This is a genomic window from Aquimarina macrocephali, from assembly GCF_051627225.1.
Lineage (GTDB): Bacteria > Bacteroidota > Bacteroidia > Flavobacteriales > Flavobacteriaceae > Aquimarina > Aquimarina macrocephali.
Window position 1 is genome coordinate 2,945,895 of record NZ_CP151795.1, and the last position, 26,679, is coordinate 2,972,573.

General features: G+C 34.6%; 20 protein-coding genes and 2 tRNA genes. 8 read left to right on the forward strand and 14 right to left on the reverse strand.

Annotation, left to right across the window (positions count from 1 at the left end; translation table 11 throughout):
• The first annotated feature begins 9 nt into the window (after positions 1–9).
• Positions 10–1,137, forward strand: coding sequence for a 2-amino-4-hydroxy-6-hydroxymethyldihydropteridine diphosphokinase (gene folK, locus AAFU52_RS12725; RefSeq protein ID WP_024771545.1), 1,128 nt, complete (start codon positions 10–12; stop codon positions 1,135–1,137).
• A gap of 2 nt (positions 1,138–1,139) precedes the next feature.
• Here the strand turns inward: folK and AAFU52_RS12730 are convergent, their stop codons facing one another.
• The 4 genes from AAFU52_RS12730 to AAFU52_RS12745 all read right to left on the reverse strand — a co-directional run bounded on the left by AAFU52_RS12730 (position 1,140) and on the right by AAFU52_RS12745 (position 9,726).
• Positions 1,140–2,468 (reverse strand): dipeptidase, encoded by a 1,329-nt coding sequence (locus AAFU52_RS12730; RefSeq protein WP_024771544.1) that lies wholly within the window; start codon positions 2,466–2,468, stop codon positions 1,140–1,142.
• 136 nt (positions 2,469–2,604) lie between these two features.
• On the reverse strand, positions 2,605–4,800 hold the full coding sequence (locus AAFU52_RS12735) for a choice-of-anchor J domain-containing protein (RefSeq protein WP_438426607.1): 2,196 nt from the start codon (positions 4,798–4,800) through the stop codon (positions 2,605–2,607).
• A gap of 251 nt (positions 4,801–5,051) precedes the next feature.
• Positions 5,052–8,468, reverse strand: coding sequence for a fibronectin type III domain-containing protein (locus AAFU52_RS12740; RefSeq protein WP_438426608.1), 3,417 nt, complete (start codon positions 8,466–8,468; stop codon positions 5,052–5,054).
• Positions 8,469–9,192: 724 nt separating this feature from the next.
• Complete coding sequence (locus tag AAFU52_RS12745) at positions 9,193–9,726, reverse strand: RNA methyltransferase (protein WP_024770545.1); 534 nt, start codon at positions 9,724–9,726, stop codon at positions 9,193–9,195.
• A 297-nt stretch (positions 9,727–10,023) separates the two neighbouring features.
• Here AAFU52_RS12745 and mutS point away from each other — a divergent pair, with 297 nt between their 5' ends.
• The 3 genes from mutS to AAFU52_RS12760 all read left to right on the forward strand — a co-directional run bounded on the left by mutS (position 10,024) and on the right by AAFU52_RS12760 (position 12,890).
• Entirely contained in the window at positions 10,024–12,615 is a 2,592-nt protein-coding gene (gene mutS / locus AAFU52_RS12750; RefSeq protein ID WP_035091946.1) for a DNA mismatch repair protein MutS, read from the forward strand.
• A gap of 97 nt (positions 12,616–12,712) precedes the next feature.
• Positions 12,713–12,784: transfer RNA gene (locus AAFU52_RS12755), tRNA-Gly, on the forward strand.
• Between the two features lie 21 nt (positions 12,785–12,805).
• Positions 12,806–12,890 (forward strand) — tRNA-Leu (locus AAFU52_RS12760).
• Between the two features lie 311 nt (positions 12,891–13,201).
• On the opposite strand, the gene AAFU52_RS12765 is transcribed toward AAFU52_RS12760, so the two are convergent.
• Both AAFU52_RS12765 and AAFU52_RS12770 read right to left on the reverse strand, forming a co-directional pair.
• The gene (locus tag AAFU52_RS12765; protein ID WP_024770577.1) at positions 13,202–14,050 is read right to left on the reverse strand and encodes a M12 family metallopeptidase; all 849 of its coding nucleotides are present in this window, start codon (positions 14,048–14,050) and stop codon (positions 13,202–13,204) included.
• Positions 14,051–14,373: 323 nt separating this feature from the next.
• Positions 14,374–15,513: a formylglycine-generating enzyme family protein gene (locus AAFU52_RS12770; RefSeq protein WP_438426609.1), complete on the reverse strand. Its 1,140-nt coding sequence runs from the start codon at positions 15,511–15,513 to the stop codon at positions 14,374–14,376.
• 219 nt (positions 15,514–15,732) lie between these two features.
• On the opposite strand from AAFU52_RS12770, the gene AAFU52_RS12775 reads away from it, so the two are divergent.
• The gene (locus AAFU52_RS12775; protein ID WP_074409613.1) at positions 15,733–15,954 is read left to right on the forward strand and encodes a hypothetical protein; all 222 of its coding nucleotides are present in this window, start codon (positions 15,733–15,735) and stop codon (positions 15,952–15,954) included.
• A gap of 128 nt (positions 15,955–16,082) precedes the next feature.
• Positions 16,083–17,207 (forward strand): pentapeptide repeat-containing protein, encoded by a 1,125-nt coding sequence (locus AAFU52_RS12780; protein WP_438426610.1) that lies wholly within the window; start codon positions 16,083–16,085, stop codon positions 17,205–17,207.
• A 2-nt stretch (positions 17,208–17,209) separates the two neighbouring features.
• Here the strand turns inward: AAFU52_RS12780 and AAFU52_RS12785 are convergent, their stop codons facing one another.
• Positions 17,210–17,644 carry a hypothetical protein gene (locus AAFU52_RS12785; RefSeq protein ID WP_024770581.1) on the reverse strand — a complete coding sequence of 145 codons (435 nt, stop codon included), beginning with the start codon at positions 17,642–17,644 and terminating at the stop codon, positions 17,210–17,212.
• Positions 17,625–18,350, reverse strand: a complete 726-nt coding sequence (locus AAFU52_RS12790; protein WP_438426611.1) for a methyltransferase domain-containing protein — start codon at positions 18,348–18,350, stop codon at positions 17,625–17,627. Before AAFU52_RS12790 ends, AAFU52_RS12785 begins: the two co-directional genes overlap by 20 nt.
• 77 nt (positions 18,351–18,427) lie before the next feature.
• Between AAFU52_RS12790 and AAFU52_RS12795 the strand changes: the two genes are divergently transcribed.
• Complete coding sequence (locus AAFU52_RS12795) at positions 18,428–19,003, forward strand: nitroreductase family protein (RefSeq protein WP_438426612.1); 576 nt, start codon at positions 18,428–18,430, stop codon at positions 19,001–19,003.
• A gap of 64 nt (positions 19,004–19,067) precedes the next feature.
• Here the strand turns inward: AAFU52_RS12795 and AAFU52_RS12800 are convergent, their stop codons facing one another.
• The 4 genes from AAFU52_RS12800 to AAFU52_RS12815 all read right to left on the reverse strand — a co-directional run bounded on the left by AAFU52_RS12800 (position 19,068) and on the right by AAFU52_RS12815 (position 22,150).
• On the reverse strand, positions 19,068–19,508 hold the full coding sequence (locus AAFU52_RS12800; RefSeq protein ID WP_438426613.1) for a hypothetical protein: 441 nt from the start codon (positions 19,506–19,508) through the stop codon (positions 19,068–19,070).
• A gap of 188 nt (positions 19,509–19,696) precedes the next feature.
• Complete coding sequence (locus tag AAFU52_RS12805) at positions 19,697–20,473, reverse strand: TIGR03915 family putative DNA repair protein (RefSeq protein WP_438426614.1); 777 nt, start codon at positions 20,471–20,473, stop codon at positions 19,697–19,699.
• Between the two features lie 11 nt (positions 20,474–20,484).
• Positions 20,485–21,747, reverse strand: coding sequence for a putative DNA modification/repair radical SAM protein (locus AAFU52_RS12810; RefSeq protein WP_438426615.1), 1,263 nt, complete (start codon positions 21,745–21,747; stop codon positions 20,485–20,487).
• Positions 21,737–22,150 (reverse strand): endonuclease domain-containing protein, encoded by a 414-nt coding sequence (locus AAFU52_RS12815; protein ID WP_152538554.1) that lies wholly within the window; start codon positions 22,148–22,150, stop codon positions 21,737–21,739. Before AAFU52_RS12815 ends, AAFU52_RS12810 begins: the two co-directional genes overlap by 11 nt.
• Positions 22,151–22,289: 139 nt before the next feature.
• Here AAFU52_RS12815 and AAFU52_RS12820 point away from each other — a divergent pair, with 139 nt between their 5' ends.
• Positions 22,290–23,057 carry an XRE family transcriptional regulator gene (locus AAFU52_RS12820; protein WP_024770588.1) on the forward strand — a complete coding sequence of 256 codons (768 nt, stop codon included), beginning with the start codon at positions 22,290–22,292 and terminating at the stop codon, positions 23,055–23,057.
• Here the strand turns inward: AAFU52_RS12820 and AAFU52_RS12825 are convergent.
• Complete coding sequence (locus tag AAFU52_RS12825) at positions 23,054–24,055, reverse strand: App1 family protein (RefSeq protein WP_438426616.1); 1,002 nt, start codon at positions 24,053–24,055, stop codon at positions 23,054–23,056. The genes AAFU52_RS12820 and AAFU52_RS12825 overlap by 4 nt on opposite strands.
• Positions 24,056–24,208: 153 nt before the next feature.
• Entirely contained in the window at positions 24,209–26,608 is a 2,400-nt protein-coding gene (locus AAFU52_RS12830) for a sodium-translocating pyrophosphatase (protein WP_024770590.1), read from the reverse strand.
• Positions 26,609–26,679 lie beyond the last annotated feature (71 nt).

The following is a 26,679-nucleotide window of genomic DNA, read 5'->3' on the forward strand; positions in this document are numbered from 1 at the left end:
AATCCAATATTGAAAACATCCCGTTTGTTACATATTTCATTAGGAAGTAATATAGGAAATCGCATGGATTTTCTACAGAACGCTGTTAATGAGATATATGAAACGGTAGGAGACCTAGTCTCAATTTCTGGCGTATATCAAACTCCGGCCTGGGGATTTAATAGTGATGATTTTTATAATGCTTGTATTACAGTACGTACTTTTCTTTCTGAAACTGAAGTATTGACGATCTTGTTAGGAATCGAAAATTCTCTGGGTAGAAATAGAACAGATGGTAAAGGGTATGAGGCAAGAACAATTGATCTGGATATTATTTTTTCTTCGGAAGGAAATATAGAAACCAAAGAATTGATAGTTCCTCATCCTGCAATGCAGGATCGAAAATTTGTGCTAGAACCACTAGCAGAGATTGCAGGAGATATTGTACATCCAATATTGAAGTTAACCGTAAAACAATTGTTAGAGAGTACTTCTGATGATTCGAAAGTGACTCTACTTGGTGAAAAAATAATAAACCCAAAAGAGAAATATACTTTGTCACGGTTTCAATACCTTACTGTTGAGGGAAATATTGGAGCTGGTAAAACAAGTTTGGCACAATTGATTGCTAAAGAGTTTAATGCAAAACTCATTCTGGAACGGTTTGCCGATAATCCTTTTTTGCCAAAGTTTTATGAGGATATGGAGCGTTATGCTTTTCCTCTCGAGATGTCTTTTCTGGCGGATCGTTATCAACGTTTACAAGATGATATTGCACAATTTGATTTGTTTAAAGATTTTGTAGTGAGTGATTATGATGTGTTTAAATCATTGATTTTTGCTAAGGTCACCTTACAATCAGAAGAGTTTATGCTGTATAAAAAAGTATTTGACCTGATGTATAGAAATTTGGCTAAACCCGGGCTATACGTTTATTTATATCAAAATACAGAACGTCTTTTAGAAAATATCAAAAAAAGAGGTAGAGACTATGAGCAAAAAATCCCTGCAGAATATCTGGATAAGATCAATAAGGGGTATTTGCAATTCATGAAATCACAACCGCAATTTAATATAAAGATAATCGATGTATCTGAACGGGATTTTATAGCAAACCGATCTGATTACATTTCAATTATCGAAGAGATTTCAAAATAATGCTATCCAGCATGACCTAACTCTTTAGCTACCTTTTGTACTTCATCAAGAACACGTAACAGGTTTCCACTCCAGAGCTTTCCGATTTGTTCTTCTGTATATCCGCGTTTTACCAATTCCAGAGTTACATTAAAAGTTTCAGAAGCATCACTCCATCCTTCAATTCCACCGCCTCCGTCAAAATCAGAACTAATCCCTACATGATCAATGCCAATTTTATTAACCATATAATCAATATGATTTACAAAATCCACGACATCGACAGCAGGAGGAAGATCATCCATTTCCTTTACTTTTTTTCTTCGAATCGTTAGCATTTTCATATAAAAATCATAGTACTTTTCTTTTTCTTCGGCACCTAGTTTAGCTATTTCTTTTCGTTCTATCCAAGTTACTCCCATAGAATCAGCGATTTGCTTGGCTATTTCTACTTCTTTCTTATTTCGTTTTTCAAATTTCTCTGTATTCAGGTAAGAAGTAAAAGCTACGGTTTGAACCACACCACCATTTTCTTTTAACCATTGCAATTGCTCGTCATCCAGATTTCTACTATGATCACATAATGCTCTTGCAGAAGAGTGAGAAGCAATGATCGGAGCTTTGGTAAGTTTGATCATTTGTCGCATAGATTCTTTAGAAGGATGGGAAACATCTATCATGATCCCTGTTTTATTCATTTCTGCAATCACTTCTTTTCCCAGATCACTTAATCCATTGTGTAACCAAATGTCATCTGCTTCACCAGTATTAGAATCACAAAGCTGGCTATGCCCATTATGAGAAAGTGACATATATCTGGCACCAAGATCATGAAATTTCTTTATGTTATTGATGTCGGTTCCTACAGGGTATCCATTTTCGATACCAATCATAGCTACTTTCTTTCCTTTTTTATGGATACGACGAACATCATCCGATGTTAAGGCCAATTCAATTTGATCCGGTGCAATTTCTTCTGCTAGTTTATGGATAGCTTTAAATTTTGACATTGCAATTTCATAGGCTTTTTCATACCCTTTGGTTGTTAGTGAATCTTGCCCGGTATAAACAATAAACCAGGCAACATCTAATCCACCCTTTTTCATTTTAGGTAAAGTGATTTGTGAACTAAGATCCTGAGTGTAGTTAATAGAATCGGTAAAGTTTTTTATATTGATATCACAGTGGGTGTCGAGAGTAATGACTTTATTATGAATCTCTTTTGCTTTAGCAATAAGTTGATCCTCTGTAGTGGTTGATTGATCTTCTGTAGAAGTATCTTTTTTCATATTTTCTTGTTTGCATGAAATAAGTAGGAGAGCAATAGCAGCAAAAATTGAAAAGTTTTTCATAATTAAATATGATTATGTGTTTTATAGAGCCTTAAACTTACAAAACAAATTCCATATGATGTTTTGTGTAAAAAGAACTGCCCGAAAACAAGTTCTCGGGCAGCTGGGGTACATTCAAAAAAAAACTAAACAAATCTTATCTTTTGATAAATTTTCGAGTTACTTGTCCTTCTATATTCTTAATGATTATAAAATAAACACCGTTACTTAGATTGCTAACATCGTAAGAAGTGGTTTCGTTATTAGAATCGACCACATCAATTGCTTTTCCTAGAAAGTCTGTGATGGTGATTTGTGTTTTCCCTTCACTTTTAGAAAATCCTGGGTATTTGATCGATAAAGAACCTGATGTGATAGGATTAGGATAGATACTTATCTTTTGGTTTATCGAATGAGTGTCATTATCAGCGACATCACTATCTGCAGAACCAGAGGTGATTTTCAAGTTATCGATAGCCATATCACTTCTGTAACTGGATCCTGTAGTTCCTTTAAGCTGCAATTTTATGGTAGACCCACTATAAGTAGATAAGCTTACGGTTTGAGAATTCCAACTATTTCCCTGATTTCCATTTTTGCTCCAGGCAGTAGTCCAGTTTGCACCATCATTGGTCGATACACGTACTTCTAAAGTACCCATATTTGATCCATACATATGATAGTCAAAGCTAAGTTGTGCATTTGATTCATTGGTTAAATCTATACAAGGGCTTGTTAATAAAGCTACTTTATTAGGAAACCCATTTCCGTTACCAGAAGCTTCAGTAAAGATATAATTACTACTGTTAGTGGCAGAAGATGGTCCTGTGCTAGATGATGGCGTACCATTGCTATCAACTGTCCAGTTTATATTATCACTGGTTTCTTGTGTCCATTCGCCAACTCCGGATTCAAAACTTTCATTATAAGGAAAACTGGTAATCCCATTACAAGAAGGAGGATTGGTTGTGGTTGCTTTGATTTTGATATTATCAATTGCCAAATCACTTCTCCAGCTAGCTCCCGTAGTTCCTTTAAACTGTAATCTAATTACAGAGCCAGAGTATCCCGAAAGATTAACAATTGCCTGATTCCAGGTATCTCCTTTAGCTCCATTTTGAGACCATATAGAAGTATAAGATGTTCCATCATTGGTGCTTACCAAAACTTCTATAGTTCCTATGTCACTACCTAGCATATGATATCCAAATTCTAGAGACATATTGTTAGCTTGGTTTAGATCTATACATGGGCTGTTTAATATTGCTGTTTTGTTAGGACTCCCCGCAGGAGTTACATTTGTAGATGCCTCTGTATAAAGGTAGAAAGAACCATTTTGTGCTGTAGAAGGCCCGGTTCCCGTTGAAGGAGTTCCATTAGAATCTCTTGTCCATTCAATATCATCTCCTGTAGCATTGGTCCAATCTCCTAATCCTGATTCAAAACTTTCACTATACGGAAAATTACTAATGGTAGTACATACAGGTGGGGTTGTTGGACCGATTAGATAGGCTCTGTCTGATTCTAATGATGCCACAATAGCATCTTGTTGTTGACTAGAGAAACCTCCGGTACGACAGCTTTTACGGGTGTAAGACATTACATTGTTTACATCAGGTTGATATTGATCTCCATTAGCGTCTGTTGCTGTTCCTGTATAATTACAACTAGAATTAACAAGACTACTAAGTCTTGGATCTGCTGGGGTATCACAGAAAAAATCTCCGGCAGAAGAACAATTTGTTCGTTTTACAAGCTCTCTTCCACCAGATGTAGAATGTGTATGTAAGACAGAAAAATAATGCCCCAATTCGTGAGAAGAAGTAGAGCCATTTTGTGAACAAGAAGTAGCTAATATTGCTCGATTTCCAGTACCAGGAAATTTGGCAAATCCGCAGATAGAAGAACTCCCTGAAGTTACTTTAGAAAAGTAAAAAATATTAATAGCTTCTGCGACTTCATATTGCGCTAGTTGGCTATCATTACTTTTGTTGAAGGAAGGATTCCAACTGCTGTTATCTATAAATTTTGTAGGAGCATATTCGTGAAATGAAATATTCATTGGAGCATAAGTTGCATTTAGTTCATCCATTACATTTTGAATTTGCGCACTGGATACTGCAGGGGAACCTCCGCTCGAGTTACGCGAAACATGATGTTGTATTGGTAGTGATACAGGAGCTGCTAAAGCTTTATTGCCATTTTCGGTAATAGACTTAAGCCGCTTAAGCATAAAAGTTTTGTAATTTTTTGGAGGAGTTGCACCACATTCTGGTTCTTGAGCGAATCCAAATTGTATAGTTGTTAACATCATAAGTGTAAGAAGAACAACTACTTGTTTTCTTGATTTCATAAATTTGAGTTTGTTTGTTAGTGTTTTTTAATAGTTCTTATTAATATAGACGTAAAAAAACCAGATTACCCTTATAGAGTTATTTTTTTGTGTTAAAAAAATGATAATAAAACAATTTGAGATAGGTGTCTAAAAAGAGCTATTGTTTGAGAAAAAACACTTAACTATTAGGTTTATGATTCATCATTATACTTCATAAAAAACTGCCTGAACAGATGTTCAGGCAGTTTACTACTAGTAAGAAAGATGTTCTATTTCTTAATAAACTTCTTACTTTCCTCTCCTTCTCTTGTTTTAATAACAATGAAATATACCCCTGCATTTAATTTATCAATAGCATAGGTTGTTGTTTCTGATTTAAAGTATACTTTATCAACCACCCTTCCGAACATATCTCTAATGATAGCTTCAGACCTATTGGCCTTAGTATAATTAGGATATTTGATGTGTAATACACCAGATTCTATCGGATTTGGATGAATTTCCAGTTTTCTTTCAATAGTATTGTTATTATTTGCTAGTACTGTGCTACTTCTTTGCGCAACAGCTGCGATAGTATGCGGGTTATCAATAGTCACAAGACTACCTCCTGTAGGATTCCAAACATCGATATTGGTTGGTAAAACAAACAAGTTGTTATCACTCACCTGCCCAACACTGGTAGCATTATCTACTTTAATAGTTCTAAGCTCTATCTTATTCTTATCGATCCATAACCACTTAAATTGGTTAAACGATGCAGCAGCTCTTGTCCATGTTTTGGTATCAGAAGCATTACGTAAGGGAGCTCCCCAACATCCTTCACCAACATAAACAGCTCTCTTTGGATCGGTATCCACTCTCACAAATCCTTCATCACTTCCTGAACCTGTCGAAGGTTTGATTGGCCAGGTACGTTTCACCACATGAGAATCACTCTCCATCACCAATTGTACGGCATGAGTATAAAAAGGTTTAGACCATGCTTCATACTGATCATTCTGTTCTGATTTACCAGGTTCATGAGGTCTGGTTGCTCTATGATATTGAGCTACAGCCCAGGTGTGACTAGCAGAATTGGATGCTAAATCATTAGCCAACCAAGTTCCCTGTGTACCTGCTGGGGTTACCTCTGTGTTTAAGGTATAGGTTCTTATCAGATTCCCTCCAAAACTCAATGCATAATATTCTCCTCCTGCAGCAGTAGGAATATCAAAAAGATCTCTGATATCATTAGAGCTTTCATGATTCCCTCGTGCAGCTACTACCGGAATCATTCTTCCATCAGCACCGATAGTCAATTGCCAGTCGTCAAACCAGTTTTTCCATTGAGAACTAGAAGAAGAACTTGTCATATCTCCTCCAAATAGTACCGCATGTGGTCTGATCTTAGCAACCAGTCTATTGGCGTTCTGTCTTGGAGTACGATTGTTTCTCGAATCTCCTCCTGCAATAATTGATAAACGAGTATTAGGATCACTAGGTGCTGTCTTAAACCAGAACCTCTTAGAAACCCCTTCACTATCCTTGATCACAAAATAATAAGCAGTATCTGCCTGAAGTCCTGTTAGTCTTGCATAGTTATTATTCATTCCTTTACTGGAAACAGTTCTGTCTACAGCTTTGTTAAATGGATATGATGCAGCATTACTACCAAAATCTGTAGTACCATAATGTACCACAGGATTGGTTCCTGTTACTTGATTCCATCCTACAACCATAGTCGTGGATGTGTTACCTCTCCAGGTTAATCGATACTTTTCTGTTGATGTACTGATCACTGGAGTTTCAGTAAAGGTTGCTGTTACTGTTTTATCAGAACTCATGGTCACAGATCCCGGGTTGGTATTACCAGACAAGGCACCAGACCATCCACTAAAATCCCATCCTGATGCAGCAGTAGCGGTAACAGTAACTGAGGTTCCTGAGTTATAAGTTCCACCACCACTTACAGTTCCCTGTCCTGTCGTATTGGTCGTTAAGGTATATTGAACAACATTTGTTGTGGTGGCATTAGCAGCAGTGCTATTTGCAGATGCATTACCTGCAGCATCTTTGGCTCGCACCGTAAAACTATAACTAGTATTGGCAGTAAGACCACTAACACTATACGTAGTAGTGGTTGATGAACCAATACTTGCTCCATCTTGATATACATCATACCCGGTAACCCCTGTATTATCTGTAGAGGCATCCCAGCTAAGATCTAATGATGTGTTTGCAATATTAGCAGCTGTTAAGTTCGCAGGTACTGTAGGTGCTTGTGTATCGGGAATGATAGAAATAATCTTCACATTATCGATCGCTATATCACTACTCCATCCTGATCCTGTAGTTGCTTTAAATTGTAATTGGATTACAGATCCAGCGTAGGAAGTAAGTGCAACAGTAGCTTGGTTCCAAACATCTCCCTGGCTACCATTCTTTGACCAGATTGAAGTATAAGTAACTCCATTATCGGTACTTGCCAAAACTTCCATATTACCCATAGCGGTTCCCTGCATATGGTATCCAAACTCTAATGATCCATTAGGAACTCCTGTTAGATCTATACAAGGACTATTTAATAATGCTACTTTATTTGGGCTACCTGGTGGAGTTACATTGGTCGATGCTTCGGTATACAGATAGAATGAACCATCCTGTCCGCTTGCAGGACCAGTACCACTCGATGGAGTACCTCCTGAATCTCTAGTCCAATCAATACCATCTCCTGTAGCATTGGTCCAAACTCCAAAATCAGACTCAAAACTCTCACTGTATGGAAAACTGTTAATCCCAGCACATCCTGGAGTAGCTGTGGTAGTAACATTAGCAACATTACTGTTTGCTGATACATTACCAGCAGCATCTTTGGCTTTTACTGTAAAGCTATATGCTGTTGAAGCAGTAAGACCTGTAACACTAAAACTAGTGGTTGTCGATGTTCCTATACTACTACCTCCTTGAAATATCTCATATTCGGTAACGCCTATATTATCTGTAGAAGCAGTCCAGGATAAATCGACTGTTGTTGCTCCAATATTAGAAGCGGCTAAACTTCCCGGTGCACTTGGTGCTTGGGTATCACTTCCTCCGTTAGAACCAATGACAACAGTATAGTCTTCTACTTCTCCATAATTAAAACTTCCGCAAGATGATGGTAAAGCATTATACCGTAATATTACACGCATTCTTGTAGCCCCATTCAAAGCACTGTCCGGTACAATAAATGTACCTGTTATCGGGGTTGTTTGAGTTGGAGTCTGAGAGAATATTTCCTCTCCGGCGTCATCAAAAACATCGTTTTGATTATAGTCAATCCAAACTCGATATGCCTCACTATAAAGCTGCCCTGTCCAGGTCGGAGTAATTGTGATGGTTGTTGTAGCTCCTTTTGTTAGATTTGTAGAGATCGATGTAAAATCAGAATAGCCTCCGGTTCCTCCTTGAGATGCATTATCAATACTCCCTAATTGAACTCTGGAAATAAATTCATCACTGATATCATTTCCGTTCGCAGTACAATAGGCAAAACTAGTAGCAGTTATTTCTTCTAGAGTTTCAATTGATTTAATTTTATGTAGTACGAACTTACCATTTTTTTCTGGGGGCTCTACTTTAAATGGTTCATTGTGAACCCATCCAATACTCATAGCTGCTATGAGTATCAGGGTGGTCAAGAATAATAACTTTTTTTTAGGTTTCATGAGTCAAATATTTAAATTAAGATTAATTATTTTTTCATTGTAATGTTGTAAAGGAATTTGTTTTTATGAAGATTTCTGTTCCAAGTTCCTGAACAAAAAAAGAGTGTTTCATTATGTTAAAAGGATATAAAAAATTAAGTGTCATATACCAAATAAGTCCTAATTGGATAATTCCTTTCTTTTTAAAAATACACATCAAAAAAAAGGTTTCACCAATAATTTTAAAATGAAAAGATATTAGTGCGATGGTTTACATGGTAAAAGAATGAAGAAGGGGTTTGGTTTCATGAGTTTGCTGTAGATTTGTGTGTGTGTTAAGAGTTGGCTTACGTTTTTTACGCTACTAAAATACTTATTTGTTATTGGTCAGATTACTGCATCGATCAATAAAAAACCTGACAATTATCAACTAATATTTTGACTTATTTAAATAAATATAGATAACGACTATTTGTAAATTCTTTTTTGTCTAAGGTGACATCAGGGTCAAGGGAAAACAATTTTGTTATTTAAGGTTTTGTGAGTTTGCATAGTTTTAATTTGGTTACTAATTAAAAAACGGTGTCTATTAATTATGACGTATAAAACACAATTACCCCCTAGTTAATTATTGGGTTTGTTTATGTGGATATTTGATTTTGAGTGAATTAAATAACTAGTTCTTTTGAGTGTAAGAGGCGTAATTGGTTTTTTTAAATGCCTTAAATGAATTGTTTCAAAATTCCTAAATCTTATTAAACAGATCCCAGATCACAACTCCTGCACTAACCGAAATATTGAGGGAATGTTTGCTACCGTATTGAGGGATTTCAATAACAGTATCACTTTCAGAAACAACTTGCTGCTGGACACCTTTAACCTCATTCCCAAAAATAATTGCATATTTTTGATTGGGTTCTGGGTTAAAGTCATTTAACATAATTGCATTTTCTGCTTGTTCGATAGATAAGATTTTTACATGCTGAGACTTAAGATTCTGTACGAGTTGTATTGTGTCTTTTTGATGCTCCCAATCTACAGTGCCGGTAGCTCCTAATGCAGTTTTTTGAATATCTTTATGAGGAGGAGTTGCAGTTATACCACAGAGGTATATTTTTTCCACTAAAAATGCATCAGCAGTTCTGAATACTGATCCGATATTGTTTAAACTTCGAATATTGTCCAGAATAATAATTAAAGGAGTCTTTTTTGATGCCTTAAATTCTTCTACAGTCTTGCGATCAAGTTCGCTATTTTTGAGTTTTCTGCTTCCTTCCATTATCGCAAAAATAGTATTTATCACAAATTCTACGATTTATACTCAATAAAACTTTGAGAATTCTTTACATTTTTTGAAACGAATTATAGTGTTAGACAATCATTATATAAAATAAATTATGAAGTACCTTATTTAAGGTAGTATGGGCTTCTTTCTGTATTGAAGTAAAATTGTGAATAAAATTGAATAACTCCTACGGGCTATATTTCAAAAAAGATAGAAGAATAGCTACTTTAGCATGATTCATAAAACTATACTTCATTGGCAGCAAAAGACGGAAAAAAGGTAACTCCATTAATGAAACAATACAATGCTATTAAGGTTAAATATCCTGATGCATTATTATTATTTAGAGTAGGGGATTTTTATGAAACTTTTGGTAAAGATGCAATTAAAGCTGCGGCTATTTTGAATATTGTTTTAACCAAAAGAGGTAATGGGAGTGAGCAGGAAACAGCATTAGCTGGATTCCCGCATCATTCTTTAAACACGTATTTACCAAAATTGGTTAAAGCTGGTGAGCGAGTTGCTATCTGTGATCAATTAGAAGATCCTAAGCAGACCAAAACTATTGTTAAACGAGGTGTAACAGAACTTGTAACTCCTGGAGTTGCGCTTAATGATGAGGTGTTACAGAGCAAAACCAATAATTTTTTATGTGCGTTGCACTATGGAAAAAAAGAATTGGGAGTAGCATTTCTTGATGTTTCTACAGGAGAATTTCTTACCGCTCAGGGCGATGTAGCTCATATGGATAAGTTGATGCAAAACTTTAGTCCTAGTGAAGTTCTGATTAGCAAGCCAAAAAAGAAAGATTTTGAACAAGATTTTGGCCATGACTTTCATACATTCTTTATGGAAGATTGGGTATTTAAAACTGATTATGCAGATGAGACAGTAAACAAACATTTTGAGACAAAGACATTAAAAGGATTTGGGGTAGATCATTTGCAGGAAGGTGTTATAGCGGCAGGTGTAATTCTTCATTATCTTGGAGAAACCCAACATCATAAATTAAAACATATTACAGGAATCCAACGTATTGCAGAAGATCAGTATATCTGGATGGATCGTTTTACGATACGTAATCTTGAACTATATCATGCCAATGCAGCAAATGCGGTAACTTTACTTGATGTTATAGATAAAACGATCTCACCGATGGGTGGTCGTACATTAAAACGCTGGTTAGCATTACCGCTTAAGAATATTTCTGCCATTCAAAAACGTCATGAAGTAGTGCAGTTTTTTTTGAATAATACAACATTACATCAAAAAATTCAGCATCAGATTAAGCAGATAGGAGATGTTGAACGTTTGATTTCTAAGGTAGCTACCGGAAAAGTAAACCCTCGTGAGGTTATTCAGCTTAAAAACTCTTTGGAAGCAATTGTGCCTATAAAATCACAAGCATCAAATAGTGATAATGAAGCGCTAAAAGTAATAGGAGAAACTCTTAATGACTGTGAGTTATTACGCAATAAGATCAAAGAGACTTTAAATGAAGAAGCTCCTGTAAATGTGTTGAAAGGAAACACAATTGCTAATGGGTATTTAGAAGAGTTAGATGAGTTAAGATCTATTGCCTTTTCTGGAAAAGATTATTTGGATAAAATGCTGGAACGGGAAACCGAAACTACTGGTATCACTTCTTTAAAGATAGCTTCTAATAATGTATTTGGATATTATATCGAGGTTCGAAATACACATAAAGATAAAGTTCCTGATACCTGGATTCGTAAACAAACTCTGGTAAATGCAGAACGTTATATTACAGAAGAACTCAAGGAATATGAAGCCAAAATCCTTGGAGCCGAAGAAAAAATTCTAGCACTAGAACAACAGTTGTTTGGTGATCTTGTACTTTGGATGAGTGAGTATATCAAACCTGTACAGCTAAATGCTACCTTGATTGGTCAACTGGATTGTTTATGTTCTTTTGCTCAGTTAGCCACAGAAAATCAATATGTACGCCCTTTAATAGACGAATCGCATGATTTAGAAATTAAAAATGGTCGACATCCTGTAATCGAAAAACAATTGCCACCCGGTGAGCAATATATCGCTAATGATGTTCTGTTGGATAGAGATAATCAACAGATTATTATGATCACGGGCCCTAATATGAGTGGTAAATCTGCAATATTAAGACAGACAGCATTGATTGTGTTATTGGCGCAAATGGGATGTTTTGTTCCTGCGGAAGAAGCAAAAATAGGAGTGATTGATAAAATATTTACCAGAGTAGGAGCGAGTGATAATATCTCTATGGGAGAATCTACATTTATGGTAGAAATGAATGAAACTGCAAGTATCTTAAATAATATATCTGATCGTAGTTTGGTGTTGTTAGATGAGATTGGTCGAGGAACAAGTACCTACGATGGAATATCTATTGCCTGGGCAATTAGTGAATTCTTACACGAGTATCCGGCAAGGCCAAAGACTTTGTTCGCCACACATTATCACGAGTTAAATGAGATGTGTGAGACCTTTGGTCGTATTAAAAATTATAACGTATCAGTAAAAGAATTAAAAGATACAGTTCTTTTCTTGCGTAAATTAGTTCCTGGTGGTAGTGAGCATAGTTTTGGAATTCATGTGGCTAAAATGGCAGGAATGCCTCAACAGGTGTTACATAGAGCAAATAAGATGCTTAAAAAACTTGAAAAATCTCATAGTAGTGAAGAGCTTACCGATAAGATCAAAGGGATGCAAGAAGAAGATAAGGTGCAATTGAGTTTCTTTAATTTGGATGATCCATTACTAGAAGAAATCAAGGAAGAAATTCTGGATATCGATATAGATACACTTACTCCGGTAGAAGCATTAATGAAGCTTAATGAGATTAAACGTATGTTAACCAGGAAGAAAGCATCGCAGGTGTAAAAAAAAATATTCTTTTTTGTAAAAAGACTTTGGTATTACTAGAATTGTTTTAAATTTGCATCCGCAATAACGAGTTGCGAAGTTCATAAAACATACTGCGAAAGTAGCTCAGGGGTAGAGCATCACCTTGCCAAGGTGAGGGTCGCGGGTTCAAATCCCGTCTTTCGCTCTGAGATAAAATATATACCAAGCTGAAGTGGTGGAATTGGTAGACACGTTGGACTTAAAATCCAATGGCCTGTAAGGCCGTGCGGGTTCAAGTCCCGCCTTCAGTACTTAACCCTCAAAGTCTTTTGATTTTGAGGGTTTTTTGTTTTTAAAGTAATAAGCTCTTGATTTAATAACTGGATTTTTCTTAAGGTTTTCAGAATGGCCTCCAAAAAGTTAATAAATATTGATTTTAATTAGCTATTTGACTATCTTCTAATGATAAATATGTACACAAAATACGTTTACAACAAAAAAAAGAGTGCCTGATTTCTCAAACACCCTGTTGTACTTAAAATTGATATTTTACTGGATACGATGATCCAGTTGGTTTCTACATCACAGGTTTGTATGTGTGTAAGATCACCAAGATTTAGAATTACCTCCTAGGGTACGCTGCATTGGTTCCTTGAATGTCTAACGGAGATATAGTCCTCTGAGCTCCGGTATAGGTTCTGCCATTACGTAGCGTAATTGTTGGTTTACCATTTTTAGAAAAACCATAGGCATGATACATCATTATACTTTTGATGTCAAATTTACTGGTTAATCTTCTTGAATTATTAGATTTTCTGAAGTTACCTGCCTTACCACTCTGGATGTTTTCCCATTTTATAATAACATGGTTGTCTCTGTCTGGTCTTGTTTGTTCGTGAACAAAACCAAGCGTATGACCTAATTCATGGGCAACAAGGCTGGCACTGGCATTTCGGCCTAATCTAAGACTTCCTCTATTACCGTTTACTCCAAGTGATGCAGAACCGCAACCCGAACATACAGCTGTAGATTGTCTGATCGTTACATAATAAGACTCATTGGTTCTTTGTTTAAATCTTATATTAGTTTTTCTACTCCATCTGTTCATGGCCGTTCGTATATTAGTACGTAATCTACTATTTAAATTACTACTTAGGACATAAATAACAGTGTTGTTTGGCCATTTTCTAGCAGGTCCATATATTGCTAGCTTTTGATCAATATCTTGAGGAGTGTCTGATACATGTTCTTCAGAAAGAATAATATCATCATTGTAAAGGTATTCTCCGTTACCCATTTCTTCAACAGTAACTAAATCTCCATCAAAATACTTTTCAATTAATTTTTCGTTGGATGCTGTTGCGTTTTCAGTTACACTTTCTTCTACGTCCTCTTTTTGACAAGAGGCAAAAAGTAATACTGTACCCAGTGCCAGAGTTTTAAATGCTCTGAATTTTTTTTTTGTGTTCATAATTGTGTGAAATTAAGTTTGTGTTAAAAAATTAATAATACTCAAATATAAAATCAACAATTACAAAGATTAAACTCTCTTATGCTAATCGACGGTTTCATTACGTAAAGTGTTGTTATTTAACTATAAAGGGGTAAAATGTGTAGCATAAATAATTTATTATTAATGTTATGATAATGTTAAGCTGGTTGTATGACAGATAAAACTGATATACATAAAATTACCTTATCCATTATTTATGTTGTTTTGGGAATTCAAAAATCTATTTGATACAGGTGCAATGGTATAGTAGGATTCAGCTTATAATCAGTGATAAGTAATACCTATTCTACATTTTTTGAAGCATTGATCATATTAATACTCAGTACTGTTCTAAATCCTAGATGCTCTAGTGAAGAGTCTGTGCTAGTAGCCATTCGGGCACTATTACGATAACTAGCACAATAAGAATCACTACATAAAAAAGAACCGCCTTTTATTACCTTTTCTCGCAAAGCAGGATTATTAGGATTATAAGGTTTTACAGCGCCCTTAGGATTATGAATCAAACCTTGTTGCTTTAATTGGTTGTAATAAGTTGTATTGTACCAATCTTGTGTCCATTCCCAAACGTTTCCGGCCATGTCATATAGGTTATACGAATTGGGTGGATAAGAGCGAACCGGAGCTTTATTTTCAAAACCGTCTGTTTTGGTGTTTTCTAGAGGAAACTCTCCTTCCCACGTATTGGCATGATTACTTAAGTTTTGTATATCATTTCCCCAGAAAAAAATAGTGTTTTTTTCTTTCCCTCTGGATGCATATTCCCATTCTGCCTCAGTAGGTAGTCTTCTACCTGCCCAGGTGCAATATGCAATAGCATCTTCATAAGCAATATGTACAACTGGATACTTGTCTTTTCCTTCAATAGAACTTTCAGGGCCTAAAGGATGTTTCCAGTTAGCTCCGATTTTCCATAACCACCATTGAGAATAGTCAAAAAGATTAGGAACACTCTCTTTAGTTTTTTTAAAAATTAACGATCCGGGTTGTAATATAGAGTCATGGGGTTTGGGAGCATTGGGGGGTAATTGTTTTTTCATTTCTTCCCAAACAATTTCTCGCTCTGCTACTGTTATATATTTAGTGGCGTCAATAAATTTTTTAAACTGTGCATTTGTAACTTCTGTTATGTCCATAAAAAAACCATCTACAGAAACAGGGTGAGCAGGAGTCTCATGTTTCATGATCATACGATCATTTTTTACAGCTCCTTGATTGAAGCTTCCTCCGGGAATCCAAACCATTCCTTCTGGTATTGTTATTCCTTCTGGTACATCCTTAATGATTTGTGTCTGTTGTGTAGTTGAAGTTTTTTCAACTTTTTTGAGCTCTTGTTCTTTTTTACAACTTGTAATTATTGCTAAAAAGATAAGTAATAGTGTCTCTTTTCTATATCTTTTGCAGTATTTGTCTTTATTCATTTAGTAATTGTGTTTTGTATCTAAGTTGTTTCAAGCTGGTTATCCAAATGTAATCTTTTTTGGATCATTAAAAGATAAAGTTTTTGGGGTATTCTACAAAACGATAAAAGTTGCTTTTAATCGAAGATCGGTCTTTTAATTAGGCTGTTTTTTTATTTTTTGAATTGCATAATTATATTTTAGTGTCTAATTCTTAGGGAGTTACTTAAAATATTTCTAATGAAAAAGGAGCTAGATATTTCAGAGATCCAATTAATCATACGCAATTTAATCGCATTTATAGTGGTAGAAGGCAAAGAGTATGTGAGCGATAAAAAAAAGAAAGCATATGTAGCGGGATATGTACAGCTTTTGATAAAAACTATTCATCTAATCGATGATCAGGAAGAACTCTCTATAATAGAAGATATTGCAGAAGATATCTCGACTTATCTCGAATGAAAAAACACCACTACTGATTTTACTATGATTGAGGAGGGCTTTTTTACTACGTTAAGAAAGCTCTCTTTTTTTTAAAGTAAAAATAACTTTTATATCTTATGCGTTTTAATATCCAAATCTATAGCGCTGTGAACGAACAAGATTATATTGAACGGTTAAAAAATGAAAATAAGTTACTTCAGGATAAGCTGGATAAAATTAATAAAGGGAAACAGAAAAAAAGAAAATTTAGGTGGTGGCTTTTAAAAAAATCCAGTACTCCAATTTTTGGCAATCGACTTAAGAGAAGTATTAGTGCCGCTATTAATGAGTATAAAGAATATAAAACAGTTTCTGTAGATACGGTTTCTGATGTGTCATCTAGTGTAATCTGGCGAGTTACGAGAATTGGATTGTTTGCATTTTTGTTTGCGATAGTACCTTCATTAGTATTGATTTTTCAGACAAAGCTATTGCTAAATCAAAATAAATTAATTACCAGCCAGAATAACCTTGTAGAGGCAGACCGAAGATCATCATTAGTATTTGTAATGGGCGATGTTCTTACCGATTTAAATGAGGAATTGAAATATAAAGGCTCTGGTAGTCGTAATATAAGCAGAACATTAGAAGCTAGAATAGTTGGTCTGTGTATGGCAATGAAACCATATCGCTATATTGATCAGGGAGTGTTAATTGAAAAGCCAATTAGTCCAGAGCGGGGGCAACTACTGTTTACACTTTTAAAAAGTGATTTAGGTCTAGAGTCTTCACAAGATATTTTAAATTCTGCAGAGTTTAGATATACAAACCTTAAAAAGGTGAACCTGGGAAGAGGGGTTAATCTTAAATACGCAAGATTGGATTATTCTGATTTTACAGAAGCTCAAATGCCTGCTGCTAATATGGAAAGCTGCGACCTTAAAGAAGTACGAATGAGTAAAATTAATTTATCAGACGGTAACTTAAAAAGAGCACGGTTACATAATGCTAATCTGCAACGAGCAGAATTGTTAAGTGTTGATTTTACAAATGCTAATTTGTATGGTGCAGATCTTAGCGGAGCTGATCTCTCTGAAGCTATATTGTGGGGAACCAAATTAGAAAATGTAAATTTAACAGATGCCATTTTGGATAATGTTATTGTAGATAGACAAGATTGGATAACATATATTTCAGACACTTTAGATCTGGAAGGCGCCGGAGAGATCGAAAAAAAATATAGGATTAAAAAACAAGGAAAGAAACAGTTTGTTCTGGTTCCCAAAAAATAATACTATTTATCGCGTATAAAAATTAGGCTGTGTATTTTTTTAACGAGCCAATTTCCTGCCGGAAAATATAAGGCAAAGAATAAAGCCATCCCTAAACTGAAGTTTTGAGGGCTAAATACCTTATCCAGGATATTATCTGGATATACATAAGATGACTGAAGCCAATATCCTAAAAATTCTAATATTCCCATTGCAACTAATCCATATGCATATTGCTCAAAAAAAGTGTATTCCTTTAAGATAATTGAAATTGGTACCATATATAAGATGTAACATGTAATTACTTGCCACCAATATGTAAACCTGGCAATTTCTACTTCGATTCCAAAACGATTCATCCCCAATCCCCATAAGAAGTAGATAATAATATAGGTTAGGATTAAAGTTTTTGGAGCTTCTTTTAGAGTATCTATATGTTTAGACAGTATTCTTTTCATTATGAAGATATATTTGAGCAATCATACGGAAAAACGGCTTTTTGGTAACACTATGTTTTTCTATTGCACTCTTGCGAATAATAGTTTCTAATTCTTTATTAGTAAAAGCTCTTTGTATAGCAATCAACCCATCTTTCTTTGCCATATCCGAAACTGGAAGCATAAAACGTATTGTTTTAAACATATGATATGCCATTTTACTTCTATACAATTCACTAAAAATAATATGTTTTACAGTATTAGATTGCAATTTTTTTAAAAAATAAACTAGGTTTTCATTATTGAAATGATATATAAAATGGCTACTGATCAAGAGGTCGCAATTAGGTAATACAAAATCCTTATCTAGAATGTCAGCGGTATTAAAATTAATATGAGTAGGATCGGGGTTATTTTGCTGCGCATAAGAAATACTTTTAAGATTACCATCAATTCCTGTAAATGTGGCTTTTATATTATGTTTCTTTAGTGTTTCTGAGATATGCATAATACAATCTCCACCACCACAACCAATATCAACAATATGAATTTTTTCTATAGTTGGATGTGTTATACAATAGTGCAAAATGGCCTTACTTAATTGTCTGTGATTACCAAAATAAGTATTGATAAATTTTAAACTGGCTAATGTTGTATCTAGCATCCCTCCTGATAAGGATAAATTGTCAAGTTGCTCAGGTTTATGTAATCGAACTCTAAGGTTCACAATATTGTATTAATTAATGATACTAGTATTTTTAGTCCTTAGAATAATAATAACTTTACAAAAAAAGACGAAATTATATGACTAGTGATGATATTAATGAAATAATTAGGAGAAGACGATCTGTTTTTCCGGCACAATATAATGGGAAAGCTGTGCCCAAAGCATTGATTAAAATGGTATTGGAAAATGCAAATTGGGCTCCGACACATAAACTCACACAACCCTGGCGTTTTAAGGTGGTAGAAGGAGAAGCCAAAGATCGATTGGGTGCATTTTTATCAGATACATATACCGATATCACTTCTGATGAAGATTTTTCTCCATTTAAGTATACTAAAATTATCAATAATTGTAAATCGGCTAGTGCCATAGTGGTAATATGTATGCAACGAGATCCAAAAGAGCGTATTCCTGAGTGGGAAGAAGTTGCATCAACTGCAATGGCAGTACAGAATATGTGGCTAACATGTACGGCAAACGATATCGGTTGTTATTGGAGTAGCCCTAAGTTGATCAACTATATGAATGATTTTTTTGATTTTGAAGAAGGAGAACGTTGTCTAGGTTTCTTTTATCTCGGGTATTATGATGAAGACGAGAAAAACACTTCAAAACGAGAACCGATAGAGAGTAAAGTACAATGGATGGAATAAAAAAACCATCCACATTGTGGATGGTTTTTATAAGTCATACGACTTATTGTATTTTAAAATACGACTACTGCTGAGTCATTTTTTTAGCAAGTTCTTGCATTTTTGCAGAACTAGCAGTCATATAGTCAGTCCACTTTTTAGCGTCATCACCAGATAATTTACCAGCAATATCACCAGCTTCTTTTCCAAGATCTGATCCTTTTTGAGCAAGTCCAGCAAAAGCAGTCATATCTTTGCTTTCTACGATTTTTGCATATTCAGCCATATAAGCTTCATATTTTTCAACGTATTTTTGTACATCAGCGTTGTCAAAATTAGGAACACCGTCAACAGCAGTTTCTACGGCTTCAGCAACTTCTTCAGTAGCTTCTTCTACTTTTTCTGCAACTTCTTCAACAGCTTCTTCTGCTGTATCAGCTGCTTCTTCTGCTTTATTAGCAGCGTCTTTACAAGAGATCACTGTTAAAAACACTAGAGCTAAAGCTCCTAAAAAAAATTTTTTCATAATAAATAGATATAGTTAATTTTGGTTACTTAACGCCAAATCTAATACTTTATTTTATCTATTCGAAATTTAAGATGGGTAAAAAATACACACTGGTTTTTATTATTTAGCCATTATATAAGCCTAAGTCCTTAGTATACTTGTAAACTAGGTGTTTATATAGGTGAAGATTTCTTAACCTTATAATATTATAGGCTGCTATTTTTCTCGGTTAAGTATTTCCAATAGCGTTTTGGAAGGTGTTGTTTATGTAATTTGTCGTTTTTACGGGATTTTATATTAACATTATTATAGTATGTTCCCCATAATTTTTGAAATTCGGTTTCATTCTTAGCGAGTACCTTTTCTGAAATACTGGTTGTTTTTTTAGAAAAGCCTTCTATAGTTACTGTTTCTACAGTGTTTAGATCGTAGTAAATACCATAATTTCTTTTAATATCATAGATAACCCATTGCTGATCAGCATAGCGATCTTTAAAATGATGAATGATTAATGGTAAAACATTAAAGTCAGGTTCAACAGTGGCGGTGTATATATTGTCATTGGTTAATTGAAAACGTACGAATGCTTCCATTCTGTGTTTTTCTCGACCCACCATTCTGGCAACCTGGCTAATTTTTAGAATATCTTTATTACTGAAATCAATATTTCTATTGTTTTTTTTGGTAAAAATGTTTTGTACATAACTCAATAATGTATTTTCTACACCTTTGATTTCGCTCAAAAATACTTTAAAGAAATCTTGTTGTTCATTACGGGTTGTTTTAGATTTAAACCCTTTCCATACTCTGGATGCTTTATGCTTCTCGGTAATAACTTCTTCTGTTATTGTAAATAGTTGAGTATTGGTTTCTGATTCTTTTCTAATAACTGCATCAGATATTTTTTGATCATATACCATAAAAATACAACTTAAAAATCCTTCAAAACTTCCATCATATAGTAATATCGTTTGCGGATTCATAAGTGTTGATATTAGGAGAAAAGACTTAATTGTTGATTAAAATATTTTTTATACTTGCTATTCGAGTTCTTTAGGATTTTGGATTTTAATGTATGAGGATCTAGGTCTTTGTTGTAAAAATCCTTAGAGCCACAGGTGATAAAATATTGTGCTCTGTTTATGGCTATGCCAATAGCTTTGAGGTGGGTCCAATCTAGGTTTCTAAATTTTCGGGCTTGTAATATTTTATATACTGATTGCATACCGATACCGGGAACCCTGGCTAATATCCTTTTGTCGGCCTTATTGATGTCAATAGGAAAGAGGTGTAGATTACGTAATGCCCAACTTAGTTTTGGATCAATATCTAAATCCAGGTTTTTGTATGTGTCATTCAATATTTCGTTAACAGAAAACCCATAAAATCTCAATAACCAATCGGTTTGGTAAAGACGGTTTTCTCTAAGGATAGGAACCTCAGTTCCTAAGGATGGTAAACGAGAGTCTGTCATAACAGGAATATATCCAGAGTAATATACTCGTCGCATATCAAATTTCTTATAGTAATAGGTGGCAGAATACATGATATCTCGATCACTCTCACCAGTTGCTCCAATGATCATTTGGGTACTTTGCCCTGCTGGAGCATATTTGGGAGTGTTCTTTATAGTTTTACGCTCTGCTTTATATTGAATGATTTCATTTTTAACCTTTTGCATAGGTTTTATGAAATCCTCATGTTTTTTATCTGGTGCCAAAAGTTTTAATCCGGATTTAGTGGGAATTTCAATGTTCACACTTAATCGATCTGCATATAATCCCGCCTCACGCATCAATTCATCACTTGCGCCAGGAATGGATTTGAGGTGGATATAACCATTAAAATTCTCTTCTAACCTAAGTTTTTTGGCCACAGCAACTAATCGTTCCATGGTGAAATCTGAATTTTTAAATATCCCAGAGCTTAGAAATAGCCCTTCTATATAATTTCTTCTATAAAAATTAATAGTTAGATCAACTACTTCCTGAATTTTGAAAGCAGCTCTTTGGATATCATTACTTTTTCTGGTAATACAATAGGCACAATCATAAATGCAGTGATTAGTAAGCAAAATTTTTAATAAAGAAACGCAGCGCCCATCTTCTGTATAACTATGACAAATTCCGAAACCTGTATTATTTCCTAATCCTTTTTTAGTATTGGCTCTTTTACCTCCGCTACTGGCGCATGAAACATCATATTTTGCGGCATCTGCCAAAATGGAGAGTTTTTGACGTATTCGCTCAAACGACATAGATGCATTCTGTAGAGGTTTTTATTTGATTTTTTACAGTTCTTATTATTTCTTCTATATCAGTCAATATTTGATAATCTGTAAATCTAAGAACGGTAATTCCTAATGAAGAAATAAATAACTTTTTTGGTGCATCTAAGTTGTGGATATCCGAGAACTCGTGTGCATAACTGTCAATTTCAATAGCAATTTTTGATGTAGTACAATAAAAATCAAAATTGTAATTTTTCACGGCCTTATTTCTAAGAAAATGAAACCCTTTTTCTGTGAGTTTTTGATGAAGTTGATCTATAGTTGTAATAGAACTATCGAGTGAATGTCTAATGATTTTCTCTGATACTTTTTGGTATAAAGGAATGGTTTGTGAAGACATAGTAGATGTATTTAGTTGTAATTTTTCCAAATTTATGGAATTTTTCCATAAATATTAAAATAAAATTATGTTAAAATTGGAAATATTCCAAAATCTTGTATCTTTGCTACTAATTATCCCAGGTCACAGCACCATTTTTATATGATAATACTATTAAAATTTCGATTTTATGGATAATTCAACCAACCAAACCATAAAGCGTTTTAAACAAATTCGCGAGGAAAATCATTATACCCAATCTGATTTTGCTAAAGTTTTGCAGATTAAAAACTCTACAGCTGATATAGAAAGGGGTAAGACCAAGATTTCAGGAAAAGTTGTAGCCAGATTATTGCAGGAATTCAATATTAATCCCTTGTGGTTGTTTGGAGAGAGTACTCAAAAGAAAATACAATTACACCTGGGTGATGTATCTCCAAAAGTTGTTACTATAGATTCTCAGAATAATGAAAATATAGTTTTGGTAAATGTAAAAGCCGCAGCAGGATATCCTCATAATGTTCAGGATTTAGACTGGTATCAGCAATTACCTGCATTTGATATTCCTTTACCAGAATATAGAAATGCTACATATCGTGGTTTTCAGGTAGAAGGGGATAGTATGCTGCCATTACTAGAACCCAAAGAATGGGTGATTGGTAAAGCGGTAAATAACCTTTCTGAAGTGAGTAATAATACAATTTGCGTAATCGTTTTAGAAGATAGTGTAGTGGTAAAGAAAATCAGAAAAAATAAAGATGCTTCTATAATAACGTTAATCTCTTTAAATTCTGAGTACTTACCATATACCATTCAAACACATCAAATAGTTGAGCTTTGGGAAATAAATAGTAAGTTAAGCTTCAATATTGATGCTAATTCTGATACGGCTAGTATGAAACAGCTACAAGAGGCGATGCTGGAATTAACCTCTGAGGTGAGAAGTATGAAACACTAATTTATGAACCCAGACTCTTGTGCGTGTTTGATAGCTTCATCATAAGTGTGAACAAGAAGAATAGGAGAGGCAGTAAAAGAATGTATAATCTTTTTAATTCGGTTTTCTTTTCGGCGATGCTTTACGTTTCTTAAGTAAATGGCTAAAATACGACCACGATATTGCTCTGCAATTTTAGTATAAATATCGGCATCTTTTTCTCCGCTATCTCCAATAAGAATAAATTTAAGATGTGGATACATCGTTAAAAGATTTACAATTTCGGACTGCTTATGAGGAACTTTAGGTTTTGGTGTTTTATCAAATGGTGTTCTAAAATCTCTAAGTAAAATTGGACCTTTTGGGAAATGATGTTTGTTAAAAAACGCACTTAGATAATCATACAAATTCCACGGACTATTACTTACATAAAAAAACGGATTAACAGGTGATTCTTTTGTGCCCAGATGTAATTTTTTGCAAAATTTCACCGTGCCTTCTATTGCAGTTCTTTTATCAAAGTTTTTGAAAAGTGTATTAGCAATAACTCTCCATTTAAATAATGAAGCGACACCTGTATGTATAATAGTATCATCGATATCACTTATAATTGCGAATTCTGCATGATCTGAAGGGACAAGCATTTGGCTTTTAAATATATTTTTATTGCTTATTTCTTTACGTGTATCTTCTTTTTTGTAGGATACACTATACGAAATCCAACCTTTTTCATTTATATATTTAGACAGCGTAGGGATATCGAGTTCCAGGTTGTAATACCCTTCGAGGTCTGTATTTGTTTCTATAACTTGTCCATCGGGTAATTTTAGTTCTATTTTGATGTTCCGGATTTCATCACTTTCAAGCTGTCTGTAAATATTCCGTAGGGTTTTAAATATATTTTGATTTGTACTAAAATCAATATTTTCATCTTCAAGAGCTCTTCCTGTTGCACGAAAAATGGAATTCGTGCCGTAACCAAGGTAAGTATTGATACGTAAAGCTTTTTTCTTAAACATAAAAAATATAAATTTTAGTAATTTGCTTATGCTTCGTTTGGTATAATTTTATGTATTAGTCGTAGTTATTTAGTTTTTTTACTAAGAGATATCATAAAAATAAACAACCTCGCCCAAAGAGCGAGGTTGTCTTATACATTAATTTTAGGATTCTTATTTTATAGAAGCTTTAATTGCTTCAATTTCTGCTTTTACTTCAGCTTCTGATCCTTTTAATTCTTTTATATCACGTTTTACTTTTCCTTCTTCAGAAGTTTCTATGGTAACAGTAGCAGTTGCTAACTCACCTTCCATATTCATACGAACTTCAATTTTCTTTTCAGAAGCATTATTCATTGATTGTGTCACTTCTATAGTATTAGTTGCAACAGCAGTTTCAGAAGTGTGTCCTCCTAAAATAGGAGCAATTACCAGTCCTATAAGGCATGTTAATTTAATTAAAATGTTCATCGATGGACCAGAAGTATCTTTAAATGGATCTCCAACAGTATCACCTGTTACTGCAGCTTTATGAGCATCAGAACCTTTAAATGTCATTTCTCCGTTGATTTCGACACCGGCTTCAAATGATTTTTTAGCATTATCCCAGGCACCACCTGCATTGTTTTGGAAAATAGCCCATAACACACCACTCACAGTAACTCCTGCCATATATCCTCCTAGCATTTCTGCAATGGCTTTAGTATCCATACCAAAAATCATTGGAATGAAAGCTATTACTAGTGGGAATCCAATAGTCAATAAACCGGGTAACATCATTTCTCTTAAAGATGCTTTAGTAGAAATAGCTACACATTTATCATATTCTGGTTTTCCTGTTCCTTCCATGATTCCTGCTATATCTTTAAACTGGCGACGTACTTCTTGTACCATTTCCATAGCAGCTTTTCCTACAGCATTCATTGCTAAAGCAGAGAATACTACTGGCACCATACCTCCAACAAATAACATTGCTAATACAGGTGCTTTGAAAATATTAATTCCGTCAATTCCTGTGAAGGTAACATAAGCGGCAAATAAGGCTAAAGATGTTAGCGCAGCAGAAGCAATAGCAAATCCTTTTCCTGTTGCTGCTGTTGTGTTTCCTACAGAATCTAGTATATCTGTTCGTTCTCTTACTATTGGCTCCTGTTCGCTCATTTCTGCGATCCCACCAGCATTATCAGATATTGGTCCAAAAGCATCAATAGCTAATTGCATAGCTGTAGTAGCCATCATCGCAGAGGCTGCTAGTGCAACTCCATAAAACCCTGCAAAGGCATAAGATGCCCAAATAGCTCCTGCAAATAATAATACAGAAGGGAATGTAGAAATCATCCCGGTTGCTAAACCAGCAATAATGTTTGTTCCAGCACCTGTGCTTGATTGTTGTACAATTTTAAGGATAGGTGACTTACCTAGCCCAGTATAATATTCGGTTACAGAAGAGATTACTGCTCCCACTAATAAACCTACTAAAGTTGCATAAAAAACTCTCATCGAAGAGATCTCAACAAGACCTTCACCAAAGAATTCCATTTTCATTGTTTCGGGAAGCATCCATTTACATAATGCAAAACAGGCTACTGCTACTAAAATAATTGATGTCCAGTTACCAATATTAAGTGCTCCCATTACTTGAGCTTCTTTGGCATCGTTACTTTTAATTTTGACAAGCATCGTACCTATTACAGAGATGATAATTCCAACACCTGCAATTGCCATTGGCAATAAGATTGGTCCAATACCCCCAAAAACATCTGTAATAGAACCTCCCATATCTTTGATCACATAGTTACCTAATACCATAGCTGCAAGGACAGTTGCTACATAAGATCCAAATAAATCGGCACCCATACCAGCAACATCACCTACATTATCACCTACATTATCTGCAATGGTAGCAGGGTTACGTGGATCATCTTCTGGGATACCAGCTTCTACTTTACCAACCAAATCTGCTCCTACATCTGCTGCTTTGGTATAAATACCTCCACCAACACGAGCAAATAGTGCAATAGATTCTGCTCCTAAAGAAAATCCGGCTAAGGTTTCTAAAACGATAGTCATTTTATCGGCAGAAGTCCATTCACCTCCCATAAAGACATTATAAAATATGATAAAGAAAGTTGTTAATCCCAATACTGCTAATCCTGCAACACCAAGTCCCATTACCGTACCACCACCAAAAGAAATTTTAAGTGCATTTGGTAAACTAGTACGAGCTGCTTGGGTAGTTCTAACATTTGTCTTGGTAGCAATTTTCATCCCTATGTTTCCAGCAAAGGCAGAGAATACTGCTCCAAAAATAAAAGCGATCACAATCAACCAGTGTGTTGTGTCTACTACTATAGAAACTATAAATAATAAAACACTTACTATTACCACGAATATTGCAAGTAATTTGTATTCTGCATTTAAGAAAGCTAAAGCACCTTCATAAATATGATCCGAAATTTCTTTCATTTTACCATCACCTGCATCTTGTTTCATTACCCAAGATTTTTTGATAAGCATATAAACTAGCCCTAGTAATGCCAAAACAATGGGCATATAAATCATATTCGATTCCATTAAATATATTTTAAGTTAATTCGTCGCTAAAAGTAGTAAAAATACCCTAAATACAAAAGGATAGTTAGATG